General features: G+C 38.4%; 15 protein-coding genes and 8 tRNA genes. 20 read left to right on the top strand and 3 right to left on the bottom strand.

Annotation, left to right across the window (positions count from 1 at the left end; translation table 11 throughout):
• Nucleotides 1-73: 73 nt before the first annotated feature.
• The 9 genes from RI845_RS06430 (at nucleotide 74) to RI845_RS06390 (ending at nucleotide 5,528) form a co-directional block, all read left to right on the top strand.
• A complete protein-coding gene (locus RI845_RS06430) occupies nucleotides 74-1,192 on the top strand; it encodes an efflux RND transporter periplasmic adaptor subunit (RefSeq protein ID WP_348388914.1) in 1,119 nt (372 codons plus the stop codon).
• Nucleotides 1,193-1,206: 14 nt separating this feature from the next.
• A complete protein-coding gene (locus RI845_RS06425) occupies nucleotides 1,207-4,281 on the top strand; it encodes an efflux RND transporter permease subunit (RefSeq protein ID WP_348388913.1) in 3,075 nt (1,024 codons plus the stop codon).
• A 178-nt stretch (nucleotides 4,282-4,459) separates the two neighbouring features.
• Nucleotides 4,460-4,536 (top strand) — tRNA-Met (locus RI845_RS06420).
• Between the two features lie 8 nt (nucleotides 4,537-4,544).
• Nucleotides 4,545-4,629: transfer RNA gene (locus RI845_RS06415), tRNA-Leu, on the top strand.
• 188 nt (nucleotides 4,630-4,817) lie between these two features.
• A tRNA-Gln gene (locus tag RI845_RS06410) sits at nucleotides 4,818-4,892 on the top strand.
• Nucleotides 4,893-4,935: 43 nt separating this feature from the next.
• Nucleotides 4,936-5,010 (top strand) — tRNA-Gln (locus tag RI845_RS06405).
• Nucleotides 5,011-5,088: 78 nt separating this feature from the next.
• A tRNA-Met gene (locus RI845_RS06400) sits at nucleotides 5,089-5,165 on the top strand.
• A 41-nt stretch (nucleotides 5,166-5,206) separates the two neighbouring features.
• Nucleotides 5,207-5,291, top strand: a tRNA-Leu gene (locus RI845_RS06395).
• Between the two features lie 138 nt (nucleotides 5,292-5,429).
• Nucleotides 5,430-5,528: transfer RNA gene (locus RI845_RS06390), tRNA-OTHER, on the top strand.
• A 43-nt stretch (nucleotides 5,529-5,571) separates the two neighbouring features.
• Here the strand turns inward: RI845_RS06390 and RI845_RS06385 are convergent.
• Nucleotides 5,572-6,288 carry a hypothetical protein gene (locus RI845_RS06385; RefSeq protein ID WP_348388912.1) on the bottom strand — a complete coding sequence of 239 codons (717 nt, stop codon included), beginning with the start codon at nucleotides 6,286-6,288 and terminating at the stop codon, nucleotides 5,572-5,574.
• Nucleotides 6,289-6,506: 218 nt separating this feature from the next.
• On the opposite strand from RI845_RS06385, the gene RI845_RS06380 reads away from it, so the two are divergent.
• Nucleotides 6,507-6,941, top strand: coding sequence for a hypothetical protein (locus RI845_RS06380; RefSeq protein WP_348388911.1), 435 nt, complete (start codon nucleotides 6,507-6,509; stop codon nucleotides 6,939-6,941).
• Between the two features lie 89 nt (nucleotides 6,942-7,030).
• Here the strand turns inward: RI845_RS06380 and RI845_RS06375 are convergent, their stop codons facing one another.
• Nucleotides 7,031-8,272: an IS110 family RNA-guided transposase gene (locus RI845_RS06375; RefSeq protein WP_348386421.1), complete on the bottom strand. Its 1,242-nt coding sequence runs from the start codon at nucleotides 8,270-8,272 to the stop codon at nucleotides 7,031-7,033.
• Between the two features lie 273 nt (nucleotides 8,273-8,545).
• Between RI845_RS06375 and RI845_RS06370 the strand changes: the two genes are divergently transcribed.
• The 3 genes from RI845_RS06370 (at nucleotide 8,546) to RI845_RS06360 (ending at nucleotide 10,209) form a co-directional block, all read left to right on the top strand.
• A complete protein-coding gene (locus RI845_RS06370; protein WP_348388910.1) occupies nucleotides 8,546-9,061 on the top strand; it encodes a hypothetical protein in 516 nt (171 codons plus the stop codon).
• Nucleotides 9,062-9,147: 86 nt separating this feature from the next.
• The gene (locus tag RI845_RS06365; protein ID WP_348388909.1) at nucleotides 9,148-9,636 is read left to right on the top strand and encodes a hypothetical protein; all 489 of its coding nucleotides are present in this window, start codon (nucleotides 9,148-9,150) and stop codon (nucleotides 9,634-9,636) included.
• 488 nt (nucleotides 9,637-10,124) lie between these two features.
• A tRNA-Leu gene (locus tag RI845_RS06360) sits at nucleotides 10,125-10,209 on the top strand.
• A gap of 122 nt (nucleotides 10,210-10,331) precedes the next feature.
• Here RI845_RS06360 and RI845_RS06355 read toward each other — a convergent pair.
• A complete protein-coding gene (locus RI845_RS06355) occupies nucleotides 10,332-11,501 on the bottom strand; it encodes an FAD-dependent oxidoreductase (RefSeq protein WP_348388908.1) in 1,170 nt (389 codons plus the stop codon).
• 378 nt (nucleotides 11,502-11,879) lie between these two features.
• Here RI845_RS06355 and RI845_RS06350 point away from each other — a divergent pair, with 378 nt between their 5' ends.
• The 7 genes from RI845_RS06350 to RI845_RS06320 all read left to right on the top strand — a co-directional run bounded on the left by RI845_RS06350 (nucleotide 11,880) and on the right by RI845_RS06320 (nucleotide 19,289).
• Complete coding sequence (locus RI845_RS06350; protein ID WP_348388907.1) at nucleotides 11,880-12,191, top strand: hypothetical protein; 312 nt, start codon at nucleotides 11,880-11,882, stop codon at nucleotides 12,189-12,191.
• Nucleotides 12,192-12,416: 225 nt separating this feature from the next.
• On the top strand, nucleotides 12,417-13,859 hold the full coding sequence (gene miaB / locus RI845_RS06345) for a tRNA (N6-isopentenyl adenosine(37)-C2)-methylthiotransferase MiaB (protein WP_348388906.1): 1,443 nt from the start codon (nucleotides 12,417-12,419) through the stop codon (nucleotides 13,857-13,859).
• 39 nt (nucleotides 13,860-13,898) lie between these two features.
• Nucleotides 13,899-14,903 (top strand): PhoH family protein, encoded by a 1,005-nt coding sequence (locus RI845_RS06340; protein WP_348388905.1) that lies wholly within the window; start codon nucleotides 13,899-13,901, stop codon nucleotides 14,901-14,903.
• Nucleotides 14,903-15,382: an rRNA maturation RNase YbeY gene (gene ybeY / locus RI845_RS06335; RefSeq protein WP_348388904.1), complete on the top strand. Its 480-nt coding sequence runs from the start codon at nucleotides 14,903-14,905 to the stop codon at nucleotides 15,380-15,382. Before RI845_RS06340 ends, ybeY begins: the two co-directional genes overlap by 1 nt.
• Before the next feature lie 31 nt (nucleotides 15,383-15,413).
• Nucleotides 15,414-16,295, top strand: a complete 882-nt coding sequence (locus tag RI845_RS06330; protein WP_348388903.1) for an HlyC/CorC family transporter — start codon at nucleotides 15,414-15,416, stop codon at nucleotides 16,293-16,295.
• Nucleotides 16,296-16,332: 37 nt separating this feature from the next.
• Nucleotides 16,333-17,886 carry an apolipoprotein N-acyltransferase gene (gene lnt / locus RI845_RS06325; RefSeq protein ID WP_348388902.1) on the top strand — a complete coding sequence of 518 codons (1,554 nt, stop codon included), beginning with the start codon at nucleotides 16,333-16,335 and terminating at the stop codon, nucleotides 17,884-17,886.
• A gap of 125 nt (nucleotides 17,887-18,011) precedes the next feature.
• Entirely contained in the window at nucleotides 18,012-19,289 is a 1,278-nt protein-coding gene (locus tag RI845_RS06320; RefSeq protein WP_348388901.1) for an efflux RND transporter periplasmic adaptor subunit, read from the top strand.
• Nucleotides 19,290-19,305: the final 16 nt, after the last annotated feature.

Here is a 19,305-nt window from a genome sequence, read left to right as displayed (position 1 = left end):
GGACAGTCTAGTTTAATTTAACTAAACTAGACCCATTAGTCTAGTTTAGTATATTAATTAATTAGAAGGCAATATGTTTAATTCAATTCCTACTCTCACTTCACAATTTTTAAAAGGTGCTATCGCAGCAACACTTTTACTTAGTCTATTGGCTTGTGGTGAAAGTGTGCCACAAGTTGCAACTCAGACACCTTATTATCATAAAGCAGCAAGCGAACCATTAAAACTTGAACAGAGTTACAAAGTGTTAAGACGATTTTCTGGCACCCTTGTGAGTAAGCAAAGTGCTAATTTAAACTTTGAAGTGTCAGGGCGAGTCGCTAATATTTTCGTTGATGAAGGTGATACGGTAACTAAAGGCCAGCTATTAGCAAGTTTAGATACCGAATTATTAGGGATAGAGCAACAACAATTAGTTGCACAAGAAAGTCAGTTAAAAGCCGAGCTAGAGCTTGCCCAAGCAAACCTAAACCGCGTTAATGAATTAATTGATAATGGTTATGCCTCACAACAAAACCAAGATGAGTTGCAAGCTCAGAAAAAAGTATTAGAAGCAAACAAAAAACAGTTACAAGCAAGCCAGGCAATTAACCGTTACCAAATCAATCACACTGAAATATATGCACCATTTACCGGCACTATCAACAAACGTAATATCAATGTTGGCGAAGTTATAAACCCACAAGTGGTTGTTTTTACACTACAAGAGCAAGGTAATAACGAACTGAAAGTTGGTGTGCCGCAGAATTTGATTGCAGATATTAAAGCACAAAATAACTTTTCATTATCGATTAATCAAACACGGCTTCAAGTAACATCTTTAGCCGTAAATTCAGAAATTAACCAATATAGCCGCACTGTGCAATTGCGATTTTCCTTACCCAATGACTTATCTGTATTCAATAATCAAATGGGATACTTTGAATTTGAACAACACTATCAACAGCAGGGTTTTTGGGTTCCTACCACGGCATTAACCGACGGTATTCGTGGTACTTGGAATGTTTATACTCTTGAGAAAATTACCGATGACAGCTCGAATGAGTCTTTATTTAAACTGATCAGTAATAGTGTTGAGATCATTCACAGTGAACAAGACAAAGCGTTTATTCGCGGCAGTTTAACAGATGGACAACGGTTACTAACGTCAGGGTTACATCGTTTGGTACCTGGTCAGTTAGTTAGAATTTAATAAGGCTATAGACAATGATTGAATTATTTGTAAAAAATGGCCGCTTAATGACTTTAATGATTTTGATCATTATTGTTTCGGGTTTGGCTTCGTTGCATATATTACCTCGCTCTGAAGATCCTGACATGGTTAACCGTGCCGCCAGTGTAATCACCAAATTTCCTGGTGCCAGTGCTGAACGAGTTGAAGCATTAGTCACCGAGAAAATAGAACAGAAATTGCGTAAGCTCTCTGAAATTGAGTACCTTGCGTCTACCTCTCGACCTGAAATATCAGTGATTCAAGTCAAGCTTAAGGGTGAAGTAAAAGACTCTGAGCCGGTGTTTTCTCGTATCAGAGATATATTAAGTGATGTAGCCCCACACTTGCCAAAAGAGGCTTTACCATCATCATTAGAAGATGAGCGCAGTTTTGCTTATACCCAATTAGTATCATTAAATTGGGCGGTCGATGAAGCACCTGACATGTTAATTCTTGGGCGTTATGCCACAGAGTTGAAATCACAACTAAGGCTAGTAGACAATACAGACATTGTAGAAATTCATGGTCAAAATCCAGAAGAAATTTTAGTCGAATTAAACCAAGACTTTATTGCTATGGCTGGTATTTCACTTGCCCAGGTCAGCCAAGCAATATCTAATGCCGATGTAAAAATTCCTGCCGGTAAATTAGTTAATAATTATAACCAAATGCAAATCGAGATCAGTGGTGCGCTGGATTCGTTAGACCGCATACGCAGTATTCCAATCATTTCAGATCAAAACAGCCCATTATTAGTGGGTGATGTAGCAGTTGTTAAGCGCCAAATTCAAAAACCTGCCAATGACCTTGCAATAGTAAATGGCAAGCCAGCCCTTGTGGTTGGAACACGTATGGTTAAAGGTGTTCGTGTTGATTTATGGTCAACTCAAGTGGCTAAAAAAGTTGCAGAATTTGAAAGTATGCTGCCGCAAAGTATTAAGTTAGAAGTGTTATTTGATCAGAACAGCTATACCACCACCCGATTAGCTGATTTAGTCGAGAATATTGTCATTGGTTTTGCCATTATCGCTGTCGTATTATTTATTTCTCTAGGGTTTCGCTCTGCACTCATTGTTGTTGCGTCATTGCCCCTGACAGTATTATTTACGTTATCGGTTATGAATTACTACGGTCTGCCAATTCATCAAATGTCAGTAACAGGTTTAGTAGTCGCTCTTGGCATCATGGTAGATAACGCCATAGTAATGACCGATACCATTCAACAAAAGAAACAGCAGGGAATTAATGGATTAAAAGCCGTTTTAGATTCTGTTCGTCACCTTTGGCTACCTCTTCTTGGCTCCACATTAACCACTATATTAGCGTTTATGCCGATAGTATTAATGCCCGGAGATGCTGGTGAATTTGTTGGTGGTATTGCGTTAAGTGTCATTTTCGCTTTAATAGGCTCTTATATAATATCGCATACCATTGTTGCTGGTCTTGCTGGCAGATTTATAAAGGTGAACAACAAGTCTGGATGGTTGCAAAATGGCTTAGCGTTACCGTCTTTAGAAAACTTATTTAAAAAGACGCTGAATTTTACGTTGGCGAAACCAAGACTTACTATTTCTTTAGTGTTTATCTTGCCAATAATGGGCTTTGTAATGGCGAAACACCTTGATGAGCAGTTTTTTCCTGCTTCAGACAGAGATATGTTTCAAATTGAACTGTTTTTGCCTTCTCAAGCGAGTATTGAAGCAACTAAACGAATTACCGAGCAAGTGTCAACTGAGCTTGAGAAACATCATGAAATAGAGAAGTTGCATTGGTTTATTGGTAAGAGTGCGCCATCATTTTATTATAATTTGATCAGCTCAAAAGATGGTATGCAAAACTATGCGCAAGCAATGATTACCGCTACCGACTTTAAAGCAGCAAACAGGTTGATCCCTGAGCTGCAGGTAATACTTGATGAAGCGTTTCCTCAGGCGCAAGTATTAGTTCGAAAACTTGAGCAAGGCCCTCCGTTTAACGCGCCAATTGAAATACGAATTTTTGGACCAAACCTAGATACTCTGCAAGAGTTAGGTTCGCAGCTTCGCCTGATATTTTCACAAACTGACGATATTATGCATTCACGCGCAACACTACTTCCTGGTACACCAAAGGTGTGGTTACAGGCTGATGAAGATACATTAAATGGCTTAAATTTAAGCCTTGTAGATATCGCCAAACAACTTGAAGCAGGCTTAGACGGCGTTGTGCAAGGCAGTATCATTGAAGCTACAGAATCGATTAATGTTCGCGTAAAAATAAGTGATAGTGAACGAGAAGACATTAATGTCTTAAATAACTTTCCCATTGTAAACTCTAGAGACGGCACTTACTTTCCACTTTCGGCTATTAGCCAAGCGAAAATAAACCCATCTAGAGGAGCGATTCCACACCGAGACGGTATGCGAGTAAATGTAATTGAGGGGTATGTACGGTCTGGGGTGTTACCGTCTGTAGCTTTGGCTGAAATTCAGCAAAAAATTACTGAACAAAACTTTGTTATGCCCAGCGGCTATAGTTTAGAAATTGGCGGTGAATCAGACGCTAGAGACAGCGCTGTAGGTAAACTGTTAAGTAGCGTTGGAATTATATTAATTTTGCTTATCACAGTTGTTGTGCTGTCGTTTAACTCATTTAGAGTATCAAGTATTATCTTTATTTCAGCATTTATGTCGACCGGCCTTGGCTTATTTAGCGTGTATGTATTTAACCATCCCTTTGGTTTTACGGTGATAATCGGTTTATTAGGCTTGATGGGCTTGGCTATTAACTCTGCCATTGTAATTCTAGCCGAACTAAAAGCAGATCCAGCGGCAATAAGTGGAGATGAAAACGCCATTATTAACGGAGTTTTGAGTTGTACAAGACACATTAGCTCTACAACTATCACCACCGTAGGAGGATTTTTACCGTTAATTCTTGCCGGAGGTGGGTTCTGGCCACCATTTGCCATAGCTATCGCTGGCGGTACTGTATTAACTACCCTATTGTCTTTTTATTTTGTGCCCGCGGCTTTTTACTTAATGAGCAACAAAAAACCATTTGAACAAACGAGCCCAGCAATAAGTTAAAAATACAGTTTAGTTACGAAAAGATCGTGAATTGATGTCGATTAATAACTCAAAATGACGACTCTTTGAACAATCATGAAAAAAGTAGCATTTATTTTGAAAAAAGAGTTGACGACACCAAGGCAGATTTGCATAATACGCCGCACTTGCTTGAGGCAACTCAAGAAAGTAATGTTATGGCTACATAGCTCAGTTGGTTAGAGCACATCACTCATAATGATGGGGTCCCAGGTTCGAGTCCCGGTGTAGCCACCATAACATTTGCGGACGTGGCGGAATTGGTAGACGCGCTGGATTTAGGTTCCAGTATCTTGCGATGTGAGAGTTCAAGTCTCTCCGTCCGCACCATTTACTATTTAGCGGTATAGTAAATCCATGGGATTTAGGTTCTCCTAATACCTTTGGCAATGTGAGTGTTAAAGCTCCCAATCGCACCATTTACTATTGAGCGGTATAGTAAATCCATAGGATTTAGGTTCACCTAATACCTTTGGCAGTGTGAGTGTTAAAACTCGCAATCGCGAAATTTACATTGTTGGGATATAGCCAAGCGGTAAGGCAGCGGGTTTTGATCCCGTCATTCCAAGGTTCAAATCCTTGTATCCCAGCCAATTTTTTAATTGGCTCTGATAATGTAAATAAAAGAAATTTAGTTGGGATATAGCCAAGCGGTAAGGCAGCGGGTTTTGATCCCGTCATTCCAAGGTTCAAATCCTTGTATCCCAGCCACTTTCTTTTAAATTGTTAAACCTAAAAATAAGCTGTTATCAGCTTTTTTTTTGCTTTAATGGAAAGTAAAAATTGTTTGGCTACATAGCTCAGTTGGTTAGAGCACATCACTCATAATGATGGGGTCCCAGGTTCGAGTCCCGGTGTAGCCACCATTTACTACCTTATATCAAGTTATCTAACTCGATATCAAAATGCGGACGTGGCGGAATTGGTAGACGCGCTGGATTTAGGTTCCAGTATCTTGCGATGTGAGAGTTCAAGTCTCTCCGTCCGCACCATTTGAAAACAAAAAAACTCCAAAAGTAACTTGAAATTATAAGTTGTTTTTGGAGTTTTTTTGCGTTCAGGGATGGAGGAAATCCGAACCACCATGAATGGTGTAGGTTCGGTAAAGTCTGTAATTTATACCGAGCAAGGCGAACGTGGCACTAATATTGGGCCTAGACGCGCTGGCTAGGTATATGAGCGTTCCAGTATCTTGCGATGTGAGAGTTCAAGTCTCTCCGTCCGCACCATTTATCTATTTATCTACACTATTCATTACTTAAATCTTCAACCCTATTTTTCTAAGTACGCTTGTATTTGAACTTGGTTGACATGACAAATACCTTCAGACACTTCAATATTTGAACGATACCAATTTTGATAGCCTTCTTTTTCAATAGTGATATTGTAAACCCCAGCTCTTTCAGGTGCCGCGCCTACACCGATTAAAAGGTCACCCTCTCCTGCTCCACTAGAACCGCCCTCACAGTCAACAAGTTCTTCTATGTAATCACCATCTTCAATTGTGATTGTTGCATCACAATGGAGTCGCTCTCCTGTTTCTTTATCAAATAATTCAAACCAAAGTCCAGATTCTATATGAGTAGTACAGGCCACTATTTCATCTTCAGGTGATATTTTTTCTAGATATGCTTGAATTGTTACCGTGTTTACGTGGCATTCATTTTCAGATACGGCTACGTTGTAGGTATTCCATTCGTAATAACCTTCTTTAGAAATACTAATGTCGTAGTTTCCTGCACGTTCATCCGCAGCCGTAAGCATATTTGAATCATCACAGTCTGTATCTGGAGTGTTCTCTACTTCTTGGGTAAATGTACCATCCTGTATAGTCGCTTTTGCTCCACAGGTTATAGGTAACTGGGATGCACTATCATAAACTTCAATTTCGATAGCTGGCTCTACTGAGGTAGTGCAAGATATTTTATCTTCATCACCTCCGCATGAAAATAAGAAAACAGGTGTAATTATGGCTATAAGTTTTTTCAAAAATTCCTCCTTGAATTTATTTTTAATATTAAACGTCCTTGCTTGATGTTAAGTAAGTGACCATCTCATATTCGGTCAACATTCACATAAGCAAACGTCAATAAATTATATTAATGAACAATACATGATGTTATTGTTTAAACACAAGTTTTTAGTGTTCGTGACCGACCGCTTAGAGCGAACAGCAGACTAATTTAATGATTAAGAATAAATAACAAATGATTAAAATATTTACTTTTCTAGCTATACTTTTGAGTTTCTCAGCTTTAACCAAAGAAGAGTGCGTAACCGAAGATAAATTAAATACTTTATTAAACAGCGGTCAACTAGATTTATTGCTTAAACCTAAATTCACTTTTGAAAAATCTCTGGAAGAGATGGATTTTCTAAGTGTTATAAGAGATTCACTCAACGTTAATGATGAATCTCAACTTCTTTTGATTGAGACTATTGACCTTACAATTGATAGTGAGATTAATTTGATAATTTTATCCATACAATCTGGAATAATTAACAAAGAACTTAAAAATCATAAAAAGTATATTAATCGTGTTATTAAAGCTATCGAAGGCTCAAGAGAGAAATATCCCAGCAATAATGGTTCAACTTCACTTGAAAAATTTAAGTATTTAGTAGAAATGGTAGAAGTTTAAATATTATTAATAGTTAGCATTTGTTTAAATTTGACCTCAACTTATTGAAAAGGTTAAGGTCTCTTTCACGCCCTGAGTCCTTCAGTCAACTAAATATTCGCAATCAATGGTGAGTTTCTATCTTTCAAAGCCTGCAAATATCTACTCTCTGAGTAAGGCGTTTTCGACTTCCAACAGCGAAATAATATACGTACCCATTTGAAAGCTAAACTCCGAACAGCGGCTTGATGAGAGCCTCCTTTGGCTCTTTGTTGGTCGTAATACAGTTTCGCCCAGAATGACTGATATATAGATCTATCCGCCCATTCAATGAATGATTGTCTGAGAAATTTTGAACATTGCCAACGCCAGTGAACCCAACATTTTTTGCCACTTCGTTCTGTTACAGGGGCTATACCTGCGTACATTTGAATCTCTGATGCTGTGTCAAAACGAGATCGATTTTCTCCCATAGCGACCAGTAATCTGGGCGCTAAACATATGCCTGTTCCTGGTAACGATTTAAACAAATCAGCATCGGGCATCTCTTTGAAAATAAGTGCTATCTCAACATCATATTCTTTAATAGATTTAATGACGGTATGAAGCTGTTTAACTAGCGTCGAACTAAGCAGTTCATGAGTATCAATGACGGCTTTATCGTCTGTCAGTTGAGTTGACTCTTTGATTGAGGCTATGCGTTTTTCTAGCAATGTTACTGCGTTACCACCGTGCTCCAAGAAGAACTGTCGGACAGTTGATTCGTGAGCTCGACGTAATTTTTGAAGACTTGGCCATCGTAATATGAAGTCAGCAAATAATTTTGTATCACGATGACTGAACCAGCTAAGTGGTTGAGGGTAATACTGTTTTAACGTGTTATTTAATCGATTAGCAAACCGCCGCCTATCTTCAACAAACCGACGACGTTGTTCGACTAAGAATGCGAGTTTACGCATATCCTCACTTTCCAATTTCAACGGCGTGATCAGTTTTGGATAATTGATCATTAAACCCAATGCAATTTCAGCATCCGTGGGATCATCTTTAGCACCACTTGGCGAAAATGCTGAACGGTACTTGGCAAGCATGGCAGGATTGATTGGAAATATGGTGATGAAATCATACTTCTGTAATGCATAAACAATCGGTCCTCGACATAGCTCTACGGCCGCATGAATATTACCTTTGTATTGCTTATGTAGCTTTAAAATCCATTCATCGACAGATTCTGGTGAACTATCAACAACAACGAATGAACGACTTCCATCGGGTAGCTGAATACACACATCGTGTTTCTTGGTTGCCCAATCAATACCAATGTGTAATATTGGTTTTTGTTTCGTAGTCATGTGCTATCTCCTCATAGTAAAGTCAGGAGAACCAAGGCTCTTCGAAATCAATATAATGAGCTGTTTGAAGCGAGCCCTGAGTATTCGTTATAGAGCTTGGTAGTACCTGCAACATCGAAGCTAAAAGAGTAAACATACAAGTTGTTCTGAGCGAGTTATTCGTATGAAGCAGGCACATGACCTGAACTAAATAAGTATGGTTTAATTCAGGACTAAAAGATTATAAAGAGCGATTAAGAGACGGATTTAATAAACTAATATGGACTTTGTAGAATGCGTTTAACAATAATGATGCTTGGCGTTCTAACATCATACTCTATCAATGCTCACGCGTTTAACAACTGCAAACTGATTGATTTTTATCGCAGTAAAATAGACAAAAACCAAGAAGAACCTGAACAGCATTACGTAAAATCAATTCTTCCTTATTTCGACATTGATAAAGTAAAAGCTAAAGCAAGGTTTGATTACTTGAAGGCCGAGCAAACTCGACTCGTTGAGGAAGAGAAGTTGACACAAGTAGATTCTATATTGTGGTCATTTGATGAGTTTTATGAAAATTACCAATATGAACAAGCGTACCCTTTTGCTTTGCTCCAAACTCCAACTGGCTACGTTGAAACATGTAATGAGAATATTGGAGAACTGATATTAAAAACATCATTTAATAAGGTTCCTAACAACATAACATCAGTTAAAGTGCTACTAGTAAAAATTGAAAACAAATGGTTCATAAGTGGATTGAAAACACACTCTACGTCAAATGAGATAATTTTTTTTAACTACTAATTTGACCTTAACTCATTGAAAAGGTTAAGGTCTGTTAAGAGCGAACAACAGCCAGTCAAGCTTGTATTATTTTTTAAGGATAATTGGTGAAATATATAGGTATTATTGCTGCAATCTCATTTTCAGCATCCGCAAATGCACCAGTCGAAAGCTGCCTTACATATACTTTTAATGAAGTTAAGATTAGTTCAGCTACGTTAATATTAAATAATATTTTTGACAATCATCTACATGGTGAATTAGCTGCAAAATTTCCTGATTTGGAAGTGGACTGGACTAAATGGTCAACTGAAGCAAAAAACTTTGTAAGTGACTCTGGTATCAAGAGAACTTCAATGGAAGCATGTTTTGATGTGACTTCAATTTATCAAAACACAGACCTTGTTAGCGATATAATGAAGATAGCTAATGATAGATTTGTTGCTGGCCTAAAGCACTACTCATCTAAAGAAAGTAAGCATATTGAGAAAGATAAAATTGATAGCATGCTAACTGGCTTTGAGCCTCTAATTAAAAAGCCTGAAGTACAGGAATATATTGATTCCAAGCTAACAGAAGACTCAACGAAAAAGTGATTCGGTGACCGTCTCGGAATGGCACTTTTGAGACGTTCAATAGATCCTGAAACAAGTTCAGGAAGTAGAAACTTTTATAGCCACGATACGCTTAATGAGGTCCCCGATGTCGCTTGAGCTCCTCGAGGATGACGGAGTATTTTCTCTACTTCCGTTTGTGGAACAAAACAGCCGAAACCATGGATTTCCGCCTCGGATCGGGCATCCTGCTTCGCTCTACCTTCTCCATCAGTGGAGTCGTTCGCGGGAATGACGGTATTTATCTACTTCAGCCTATAACACTTTTGACACATTCAATAGCACTTTAAACAAGTTCAGTAAAAAGCCTTTAGTTAATTTAGAATTCCAATTAAAAGTAATTGGTCATGACTACACTTAGCAATAACAATTAATTTTGAGTAATTTTAATACAGCTTGTTAAGTTTTATTGTTATTTTAAAAAAAATGCTTGCGCTTTAGTAAGCGATCTCTATAATTCGACTCGGATTGCGGACGTGGCGGAATTGGTAGACGCGCTGGATTTAGGTTCCAGTATCTTGCGATGTGAGAGTTCAAGTCTCTCCGTCCGCACCATTTGAAAACAAAAAAACTCCAAAAGTAACTTAAAATAATAAGTTGTTTTTGGAGTTTTTTTCGTTCAGGGATGAAAAAATCTGAACCAACATGGATGCTGTAGGTTCGGTAATGTCTGTAATTTAACTAACACCACAAGCATAAGCCAAAGCTTTCTTTTTCAAAACAGGCGCTCTATGAGCAGCGAATATACCTATATTCCGTAGCAGCTTGATTGGTGTAGATGGGTTTGCGAACGTTGTATAAATGGCGTCCATTCCTGTCATCATTAATAAATTGTCAGTACGTCTACTGCGCTCATAACGTTTTAATACCGATATATCATGATAGTTCTCACCAGAGCCTATCGCTTTGGCAATAACATTTTGTAGTGCTGCAACATCTTTAAAACCAAGATTTACGCCCTGCCCGGCTAAAGGGTTAATGGTATGAGCTGCATCCCCTAATAATACTACGCGTCCTTTCACGTAATCATTGGCATGACGCCTGGTTAATGGAAACGCTCCCTTCGCGATGACTTCAACATTGCCTAAACGTTTAGGAAAGTTCTCTAGCACTTCAGTTTGCAGCTGTTCATTAGTCAACGCAGATAAACGTTTAATCTCTGCTTTATCTTGATACCACACTAATGACGCATTGTTGTTCGGCATTGGTAAAAAGGCTAAAGGCCCACCAGGTACAAATTTTTGCCAGGTAATGTTTTGCTGCTCCTGATCAGTTTTAACATTGATCAACATTGCACTTTGCTGATAGTCCCAACCAGTAATACCTATGCCTGCAATTTGCCTTACCTTCGAATTTGCTCCATCAGCACCAATAATAAAATTGGCTTCCACCTGGCTATGAGTTAATTGCGCAATGACCTTGTTACTGCTTTGGCTGAATGTATCAAGCTGCTCCGGACACAACAAAGTGACATTAGTTTTTTGTTCAAGCTGTTGCCAAAGCGCTAGTTGAATGAGTCTATTTTCGATTATGTGCCCTAAATGAGGCTGCTGAATTTCTTCAGCGTTAAATTCAGCATAAGCAATATCATCTTCCCAAACGCCTAAACGTTGATATACGCAGCTGCGCCAGTTTTGCACTTGTTGCCATGCATTTAACTGTTGTAAAAGTTGTTCTGACGCCAAAGATATAGCAGATACTCGTAAATCAAAGTCTTGCTCTGGTGAATACTCCTGCGGTGCATGCGCTTCTACTAACGCTACTTTCAGCCCTAAGTCAGCTAACGACAATGCCGTTGCTGCACCAACCATACCGCCACCAATTACTAAACAATCTACTTTTAACACTTACAGTCCAAATTTTTTAAGACGTCAACTTATTAATGATTTTAACTAAGCTAACGATTAATACCAAGAAGATTAAATGATTACTTACAACACCAATAACAAACCCAAATTACTAAGACAACATCAAAACAGAGCGCAAACAACTGATTTTAAAAGGGAAATAACATAAAACCTGTTCCGTTCGATGAATGACATATTTTCAACGACAGGATGCAATTTCCATTTTGAATGTAACAAAAATACTCAATTAGCCCATTTTGAAACACTTGCTTACAACGACTTTGCAACGTTTTTTTAACATCGTGTATCTTATGGTTATGCACAAAAAAACAGCAACTATTTTTAATTACAGTATTACAAACATTCAGGAAAAACATTATGAAAACTTTAACAACTACTTTATTAGCATTAACTATTATCTCAGCACCAGCAACGTGTTTAGCAAACTCTGTTTACGCTTCTGCAAATACAGAAACTATGCCCGTTTATGAGGTACTTTATGTAGAAAATGATGATGTTATTGCAAAGCAAACAATCAATACGTTGCAACATTTGAACTATCAACAAGCTCTTGAAATTCGCAACCAAGCAAAAAACAATATTGACTATATTGGTGCTCGCTTACATTTAAGCAATGAACTGGTAGCAAGCCAAAAATCAACTAAGCTGAAGGTTGAAACCGCAGAATAATATTCTGTCCTCAATCAAAAACCACTAAAACCGACAATTATTGTCGGTTTTTGCGTTAAATAGCCCTACAACCTTTGATTAAAAGCAATTAATTACAAATTAATACCCACTGCATGCTAGCGCCGAATGTGAAGAAAGAGTAAAATACGTCCCCTTTTGGTTAATAACTTTTAATGGTTATTGCCAATCACGTTAAACAAACATTATTTATTGGGCAAACTAGTAATGAGTAAAAAGCTTTATATTAAAACTTGGGGCTGTCAAATGAACGAGTATGACTCGCAGAAAATGGCAGATTTATTAGATTCTACGCACGGCTTCGTTGAAGTCCATGAGCCGGAAGAAGCAGACGTGCTGTTATTAAACACCTGCTCTATTCGTGAGAAAGCCCAAGAGAAAGTTTTTCATCAATTAGGTCGTTGGAAAAATTTCAAAAACGACAAACCTGATCTAGTGATTGGTGTTGGTGGTTGTGTTGCCTCGCAAGAGGGTGATGCTATTCGTCAACGCGCTCCGTTTGTAGATATTGTATTTGGTCCGCAAACATTACACCGTTTGCCAGAGATGATTAATCAAGTAAATGGCGATCACACATCTGTCGTAGATGTTAGTTTCCCTGAAATTGAAAAGTTTGATCGTTTACCAGAGCCAAAAGCTGAAGGCCCTACAGCATTTGTATCTATCATGGAAGGTTGTTCAAAGTACTGTACTTTCTGTGTTGTACCTTACACGCGTGGCGAAGAAGTAAGTCGTCCACTAGATGATGTTCTTTATGAAATCGCCCAACTTGCCGAACAAGGCGTGCGTGAAGTTAACCTTTTAGGTCAAAACGTAAATGCATACCGTGGTGACATGCACGATGGTAGTATTTGCCGTTTCTCTGAATTATTAACATTGGTAGCTACTATTGATGGTATTGACCGAATTCGTTATACCACATCCCATCCTGTTGAATTTACCGATGATTTAATCGAAGTGTATAAAGAAATTCCTGAACTGGTAAGTCATTTACATTTACCAGTACAAAGTGGTTCAGACAGAATCTTAAACATGATGAAACGTGGCCACACAGCAATTGAATACAAATCAAAAGTTCGTGCTCTGAAAAAAGCTCGTCCAGATATTTGTATGTCTTCTGATTTCATCATTGGTTACCCAGGTGAAACAGATGCAGATTTCGAAGCAACAATGAACCTAATTCAAGCGGTAGATTTTGATTTAAGCTTTAGTTTTATTTACAGTGCTCGTCCAGGTACGCCTGCTGCAGATGCAATTGACGACGTTAGTGAAGACACGAAAAAGCAGCGCTTATACATCCTGCAAGAGCGTATCAATAACCAGGCATTATCTATTGCTCGTAAAATGCTTGGCACTGAACAACGTATTTTAGTTGAAGGTCCGTCGAAGAAGAACCCAATGGAACTTCGTGGTCGTACTGAAAACAACCGTATCGTAAATTTTGAAGCACCACATACCGTTATCGGTAAATTCGTTGATATCGAAGTGACCGATGTATACAGTAATTCGTTACGTGGTAAGTTAATTCGCACAGAGGAAGAAATGGGGCTACGTATCGCTCATTCTCCAGCAGATATTTTAGCGAATCAACATCATCAAAAAGCGACTGAACAGACTGATGACTTAGGTGTCGCTACGTTTACGCCTTAATTAATAGCAATTTCATAACCAGAGTAAATAGAGAGCCAATTGACTACAGACAATATTAGCCATGAAGTGAGCCTTGAGCCACTTGATAATAATCGCATAGCTAACTTATGTGGACCATTAGATGATAACTTACGTCGTATTGAACGCCGTTTAGGTGTAGAGCTTAGTTATCGAGGCAATGTATTTAAAGTACATGGTAAGAATATTATCTGTAAGGCGGTTATCGAGTTATTAAAATCCTTGTACGTTGAAACGGCTCCAGTTAAAGGTAAAGCGGGTACTATAAGTCACGAAAACTTGCATTTAGCCCTGACTGAATTAAATGTTCTGGAACAGCCAACAGATAACGCCGCTGAATTTGACCAGATGGTTACTATAAAAACCAAACGCGGCATTATAAAGCCTCGCAACGAAAATCAAAGTTTGTATGTACAAAACATTTTAACCAACGATATTAGTTTTGGTGTTGGTGTTGCGGGAACAGGTAAAACTTATTTAGCCGTAGCTTGTGCGGTAGACGCTCTTGAACGTCAAGAAGTTCGCCGCATTTTATTAACTCGTCCTGCTGTTGAAGCTGGCGAGAAATTAGGTTTCTTACCTGGCGATCTGTCACAAAAAGTTGATCCATACTTACGCCCACTTTATGACGCTTTATTTGAAATGTTAGGTTTTGAAAAAGTTGAAAAGTTAATCGAGCGAAATGTTATCGAAGTAGCGCCACTTGCCTATATGCGTGGTCGCACGTTAAATGATGCGTATGTGATCTTAGATGAAAGCCAAAATACTACCGTTGAACAAATGAAAATGTTTTTAACTCGTATAGGGTTTAACTCTAAAGCGGTGATCACCGGAGACATTACCCAGGTAGATTTACCGCGTGGTCAACGATCTGGTTTACGTCATGCCATAGAAGTATTAGATGACATTAAAGGTGTTAGTTTTAATTACTTTCAAGCGAAAGATGTGGTTCGCCACCCTGTCGTTGGTCGAATTATTGAAGCGTATGAAAAACATGACAGCTCTAACCAGGCTCCGGCTCGTTAATGACTAATAACACATCTATTGCTCCTATTATTACTGTAGATATGCAAGTTGCTTGTGATAATGAGCAGCTGCCTACACTTGAGCAACTGCAACTTTGGGCAGATACTGCATTAAAGCCGTACAACAAGAATTTTGAATTAACAATTCGCTTAGTTGAGAGCGCAGAGTCACAACAACTAAATCACCAATACCGCGATAAAGATAAGCCAACAAATGTATTATCTTTTCCCTTTGAAGTACCTGATGGTATTGAATTGGATTTATTAGGTGATTTAATTGTGTGTGCAGATGTCGTTGAATTTGAAGCAAAAGATCAAAATAAAGAACTTTTTGCTCATTGGGCTCATATGATCATTCACGGATGCTTGCATTTGTTAGGTTATGATCATATAACACAAGATGAAGCGACAGAAATGGAAACAATTGAAATAGGATTAATGGCCCAATTAGGCTATAGCGATCCTTACATTGCTTCTTAATATTAATTAATAAAGGTATACAAAAAGCTCTATGAGCGAAGACAATCCCCACTCTGGAAACGGTTCTCCAAAAACACTAATGGAAAAAATAGTACAAGTGTTTACCGGAGAGCCGCAAAATAAAGAAGAATTGGTTGAAGTGTTAAATGATGCACAAGACCGCGACCTAATTAAACCATCTACCAAGCAAATGCTTGAAGGTGTCTTAGAAGTTAGTGATATGCGTGTACGCGATATCATGATCCCTCGCTCACATATGGTTACCATCGATATAGAACAAACAGTGGAAGAATTTATCCCAATTGTTCTTGAATCAGCTCACTCAAGATTCCCTGTTGTAAATGATGATATCGATCATATTGAAGGCGTATTGCTGGCAAAAGATCTATTAGCGCATGCATTTAGTGATACAGCTAAGCAACTCTGCGTAAAAGATCTTCTACGTCCGGCTATTATTATTCCAGAAAGTAAGCGTGTTGAACCTTTATTAAAAGAATTTCGCCAAGAGCGTTACCATATGGCAGTAGTGGTTGATGAATACGGCGGAGTATCTGGCTTAGTAACCATTGAAGATATACTTGAGCTTATCGTTGGTGAAATTGAAGATGAACATGATGATATGCTTGAACGTGAAATTCGCCACCTTAGCGGTAATGTTTATCAAGTTAAAGCGTTAACCGATCTTGATGACTTTAATGAGTATTTCACCTCTGCATTTGATGAAGAAGAAGCTGATACTATCGGTGGAATTGTTATTCATAAATTTGGCCACATGCCAAAGCGTGGTGAAAACACTACGATTAATGGTTTTGAATTTAAAATAGTTAATGCAGACAAGCGCCGGATCCAACAAATGCAAGTTACCATACCTGATGGTCATGAAATCCTTGGCAAGCTTGCCGATGAGCGTTAATTTACTCGGCTAAAATAATAATAAAATAAAGATATCTATGACAGAGTTAAGCGGACGAACTTTTAATATTCTCAGTATTGAACATCCTAAGTTAGCTCTGTTGTTCAGCTTTTTATCTGGTGCTATTTTAGTTTTTGCTTTTGCACCGTTTTCTATTTGGCCAATTACATTTGTTGCCGTTACCTTATGGCTTATCCAATTAAACGGAAAGTCCCCCTCTCAAGCATTTAAACACGGCTTAAGTTTTGGTTTCGGCTATTTTGCTGCAGGCATTAGCTGGGTTCATGTATCCATAGAGCAATTTGGCGGCATGCCATTAATCGCTTCATTATTATTAATGTTACTGCTTTGTGCCTACCTTGCCCTATACCCCGCTCTCGCCGCTTGGTTATCTGCAAAGCTAAGTCGCGATAAACAAGTTAATTTATATTACTTACCATTTGTATGGCTGTTTAGTGAATACTTACGCAGCATTATGCTCACCGGATTTCCTTGGCTTTCACTAGGTTATAGTCAAATAGATAGCCCATTATCCACCTTCGCTCCGGTAATTGGTGAAGTTGGAATATCATTTATTATCATGATATTGGCTGTCGCAATAGCTCAAATTATTAACCAACGACAGCAACGAATAAATAGTGCCATTATTGTCGTAAGCATTATTCTAATACCGTTGTTCTCATTGTTTAGCTTTGTTGAAAAGACAGGAGAAACAACTAATGTTGCCTTAGTACAAGGTAACATAAAGCAAGAATTACGTTGGGATAAGGAAGCCGAAGAAAACATTATTAATGGTTATATCGATAGCTCTAAATCTTTATACAAACATAACGATTTAGTTATCTGGCCAGAAGCGGCAATTCCCAGAATTGAACCACTGGCTCAAGATTATTTAACCGAAATAAACATTCAAGCAGGTGAGCAGAATTCGAGTGTGATCACCGGTTTGATCAATTATGATCCTGACAGTCGTAAATTTTTTAACCGTTTAGTCGTTCTTGGAAAGAAACAACAAGACAACCTAAGTGGCACGTACTATTACGGCAATAGTAATCATTACAATAAACATCATTTGTTGCCAATTGGCGAATTTGTGCCCTTTGCAGATTTATTAAGGCCCATAGCACCATTTTTTAATTTACCAATGTCATCGTTTTCTCGGGGCGATTATGTGCAGCCGAATCTTATTGCTAATGGCATTAATTTAGCACCGTTAATATGTTTTGAAATTGCCTTTCCACAACAGTTGGCAGCAAACATTCGCTCACATACCGATATGATCTTAACCGTAAGTAACGATGCTTGGTTTGGTGCATCACATGGACCTGATCAACATTTAGAAATAGCAAGAATGCGTGCATTAGAGTTTGGCAAACCCATGCTAAGAGCAACAAATAATGGCTTAACGGCTGTTATTGATCATCAAGGATTAATCACTGCCGACATTCCACAATTTACCGAATCAGTACTACAAACCCAGGTTGAATTAGTACGTGGTACGACACCGTTTAGTATTTGGGGTCGTTACTTTGATAAATTAGCAATGCTTCTATTTTTCATATACTTAGTGCGAGTTAAATTTAGCGCTTAACCTATAAATGCGAATATCCCCACCTCTCTTGTTAACTTTTTGTTACTTTATTTAAACCTTTTTCTTACTTACCTCGACTAATATATCTGAAACCTATTTTTAAGGTTCAGAATTCGGGGGAATTTATGAAAATTGCAGACACCAGTTCACAAGATGTGACGGTTGTAGAAAACAAACCAAAACAAAAACTCATTATTTGGAGTGTGGCGATTGTCGCCATGCTTGGCATTACATTTTGGCAATTCGCGCCAGCCGCAAGTCGTTGGAGCCAAGCTGAGTTGTCTATTCCATTAAAACGCGTGCGTATTGCCACTATTAATCGTAGTGACTTTATTCGTGACATTTCGGTACAAGGCCGAGTAGTCGCAGCAGTTAGCCCAACCGTTTATAGCCCTGCAGAAGGTACCATTACCTTTACCATTGAAGCAGGTAGCGAAGTCAAAGCAGGTACCACCTTAGCGGTAATTGACAGCCCAGAGTTAACCAGTCGATTTGACCAAGAAAAATCCAGTTTAGAAAATTTACAAACTGGCTATAAACGTCAAATTATTCAAGCTAAAAAACAAGAGCTAATCGACAAAAAAGCGGTAGATCTCGCACAAGTAGCGTTAACGACAGCCAGTCGTGAAAAACGCCGAGCTGACCAGGCTTATGAAAAAAATGCCATTAGCCAAATTGATTTTGAAAAAGCTCAAGATGATTTAGCTAATGCCAAGTTGCAGTTTGATCATGCCGTTGCCGATGCCAGTCTAGATAAAGAATCATTAGACTTTGATTTACAATCTTTAGATTTACAAATAAAACGCCAAAAATTATTAGTAAAAGACTTACAGCGACAAGTGAGTGCCCTAACGGTCGTGTCACCGGTAAATGGTATTGTCGGTAATTTAAACGTAGAAAATAAAACCTACCTAGCTAAAAACCAAGCCATTTTGATGGTGGTAGATTTAAGCAAATTTGAAGTGGAAGTTGATATTCCAGAGAGCTATGCCGACGATTTAGCAATAGGTATGGATGTGGAAATTAACTTTGACCAACAAGGCTTTAGTGCTCGTCTAGTGACAATTTCCCCCGAAATACTGAACAATCAGGTGACTGGACGAGTACGCTTCGAACAAAACACACCACCTGGATTACGTCAAAACCAACGATTAAATACTCGCATTTTACTCGAATCTAGACCCGATGTATTACAAGTTCGCCGTGGGCAATTTTTAGATAGCTCTAACGGTAAATTTGCTTATGTAGTTAATGATGGCATCGCCACAAAAACGTCAATTAATACTGGGGCTCGCAGTTTAAGCAGTGTCGAAATTATTAAAGGCCTATCACCAGGTCAACAAATTGTCATATCAGGTACCGACATTTTTCAAAATGCTGAGCAAGTAATGCTCACTCAATAATTAAATAAATTTAAAA

The organism is Thalassotalea nanhaiensis (genome assembly GCF_031583575.1).
Taxonomy (GTDB): Bacteria; Pseudomonadota; Gammaproteobacteria; order Enterobacterales; family Alteromonadaceae; genus Thalassotalea_A; species Thalassotalea_A nanhaiensis.
The sequence above is the reverse complement of the archived record's forward strand: the minus strand, read 5'-3'. Positions and strand labels throughout refer to the sequence as shown.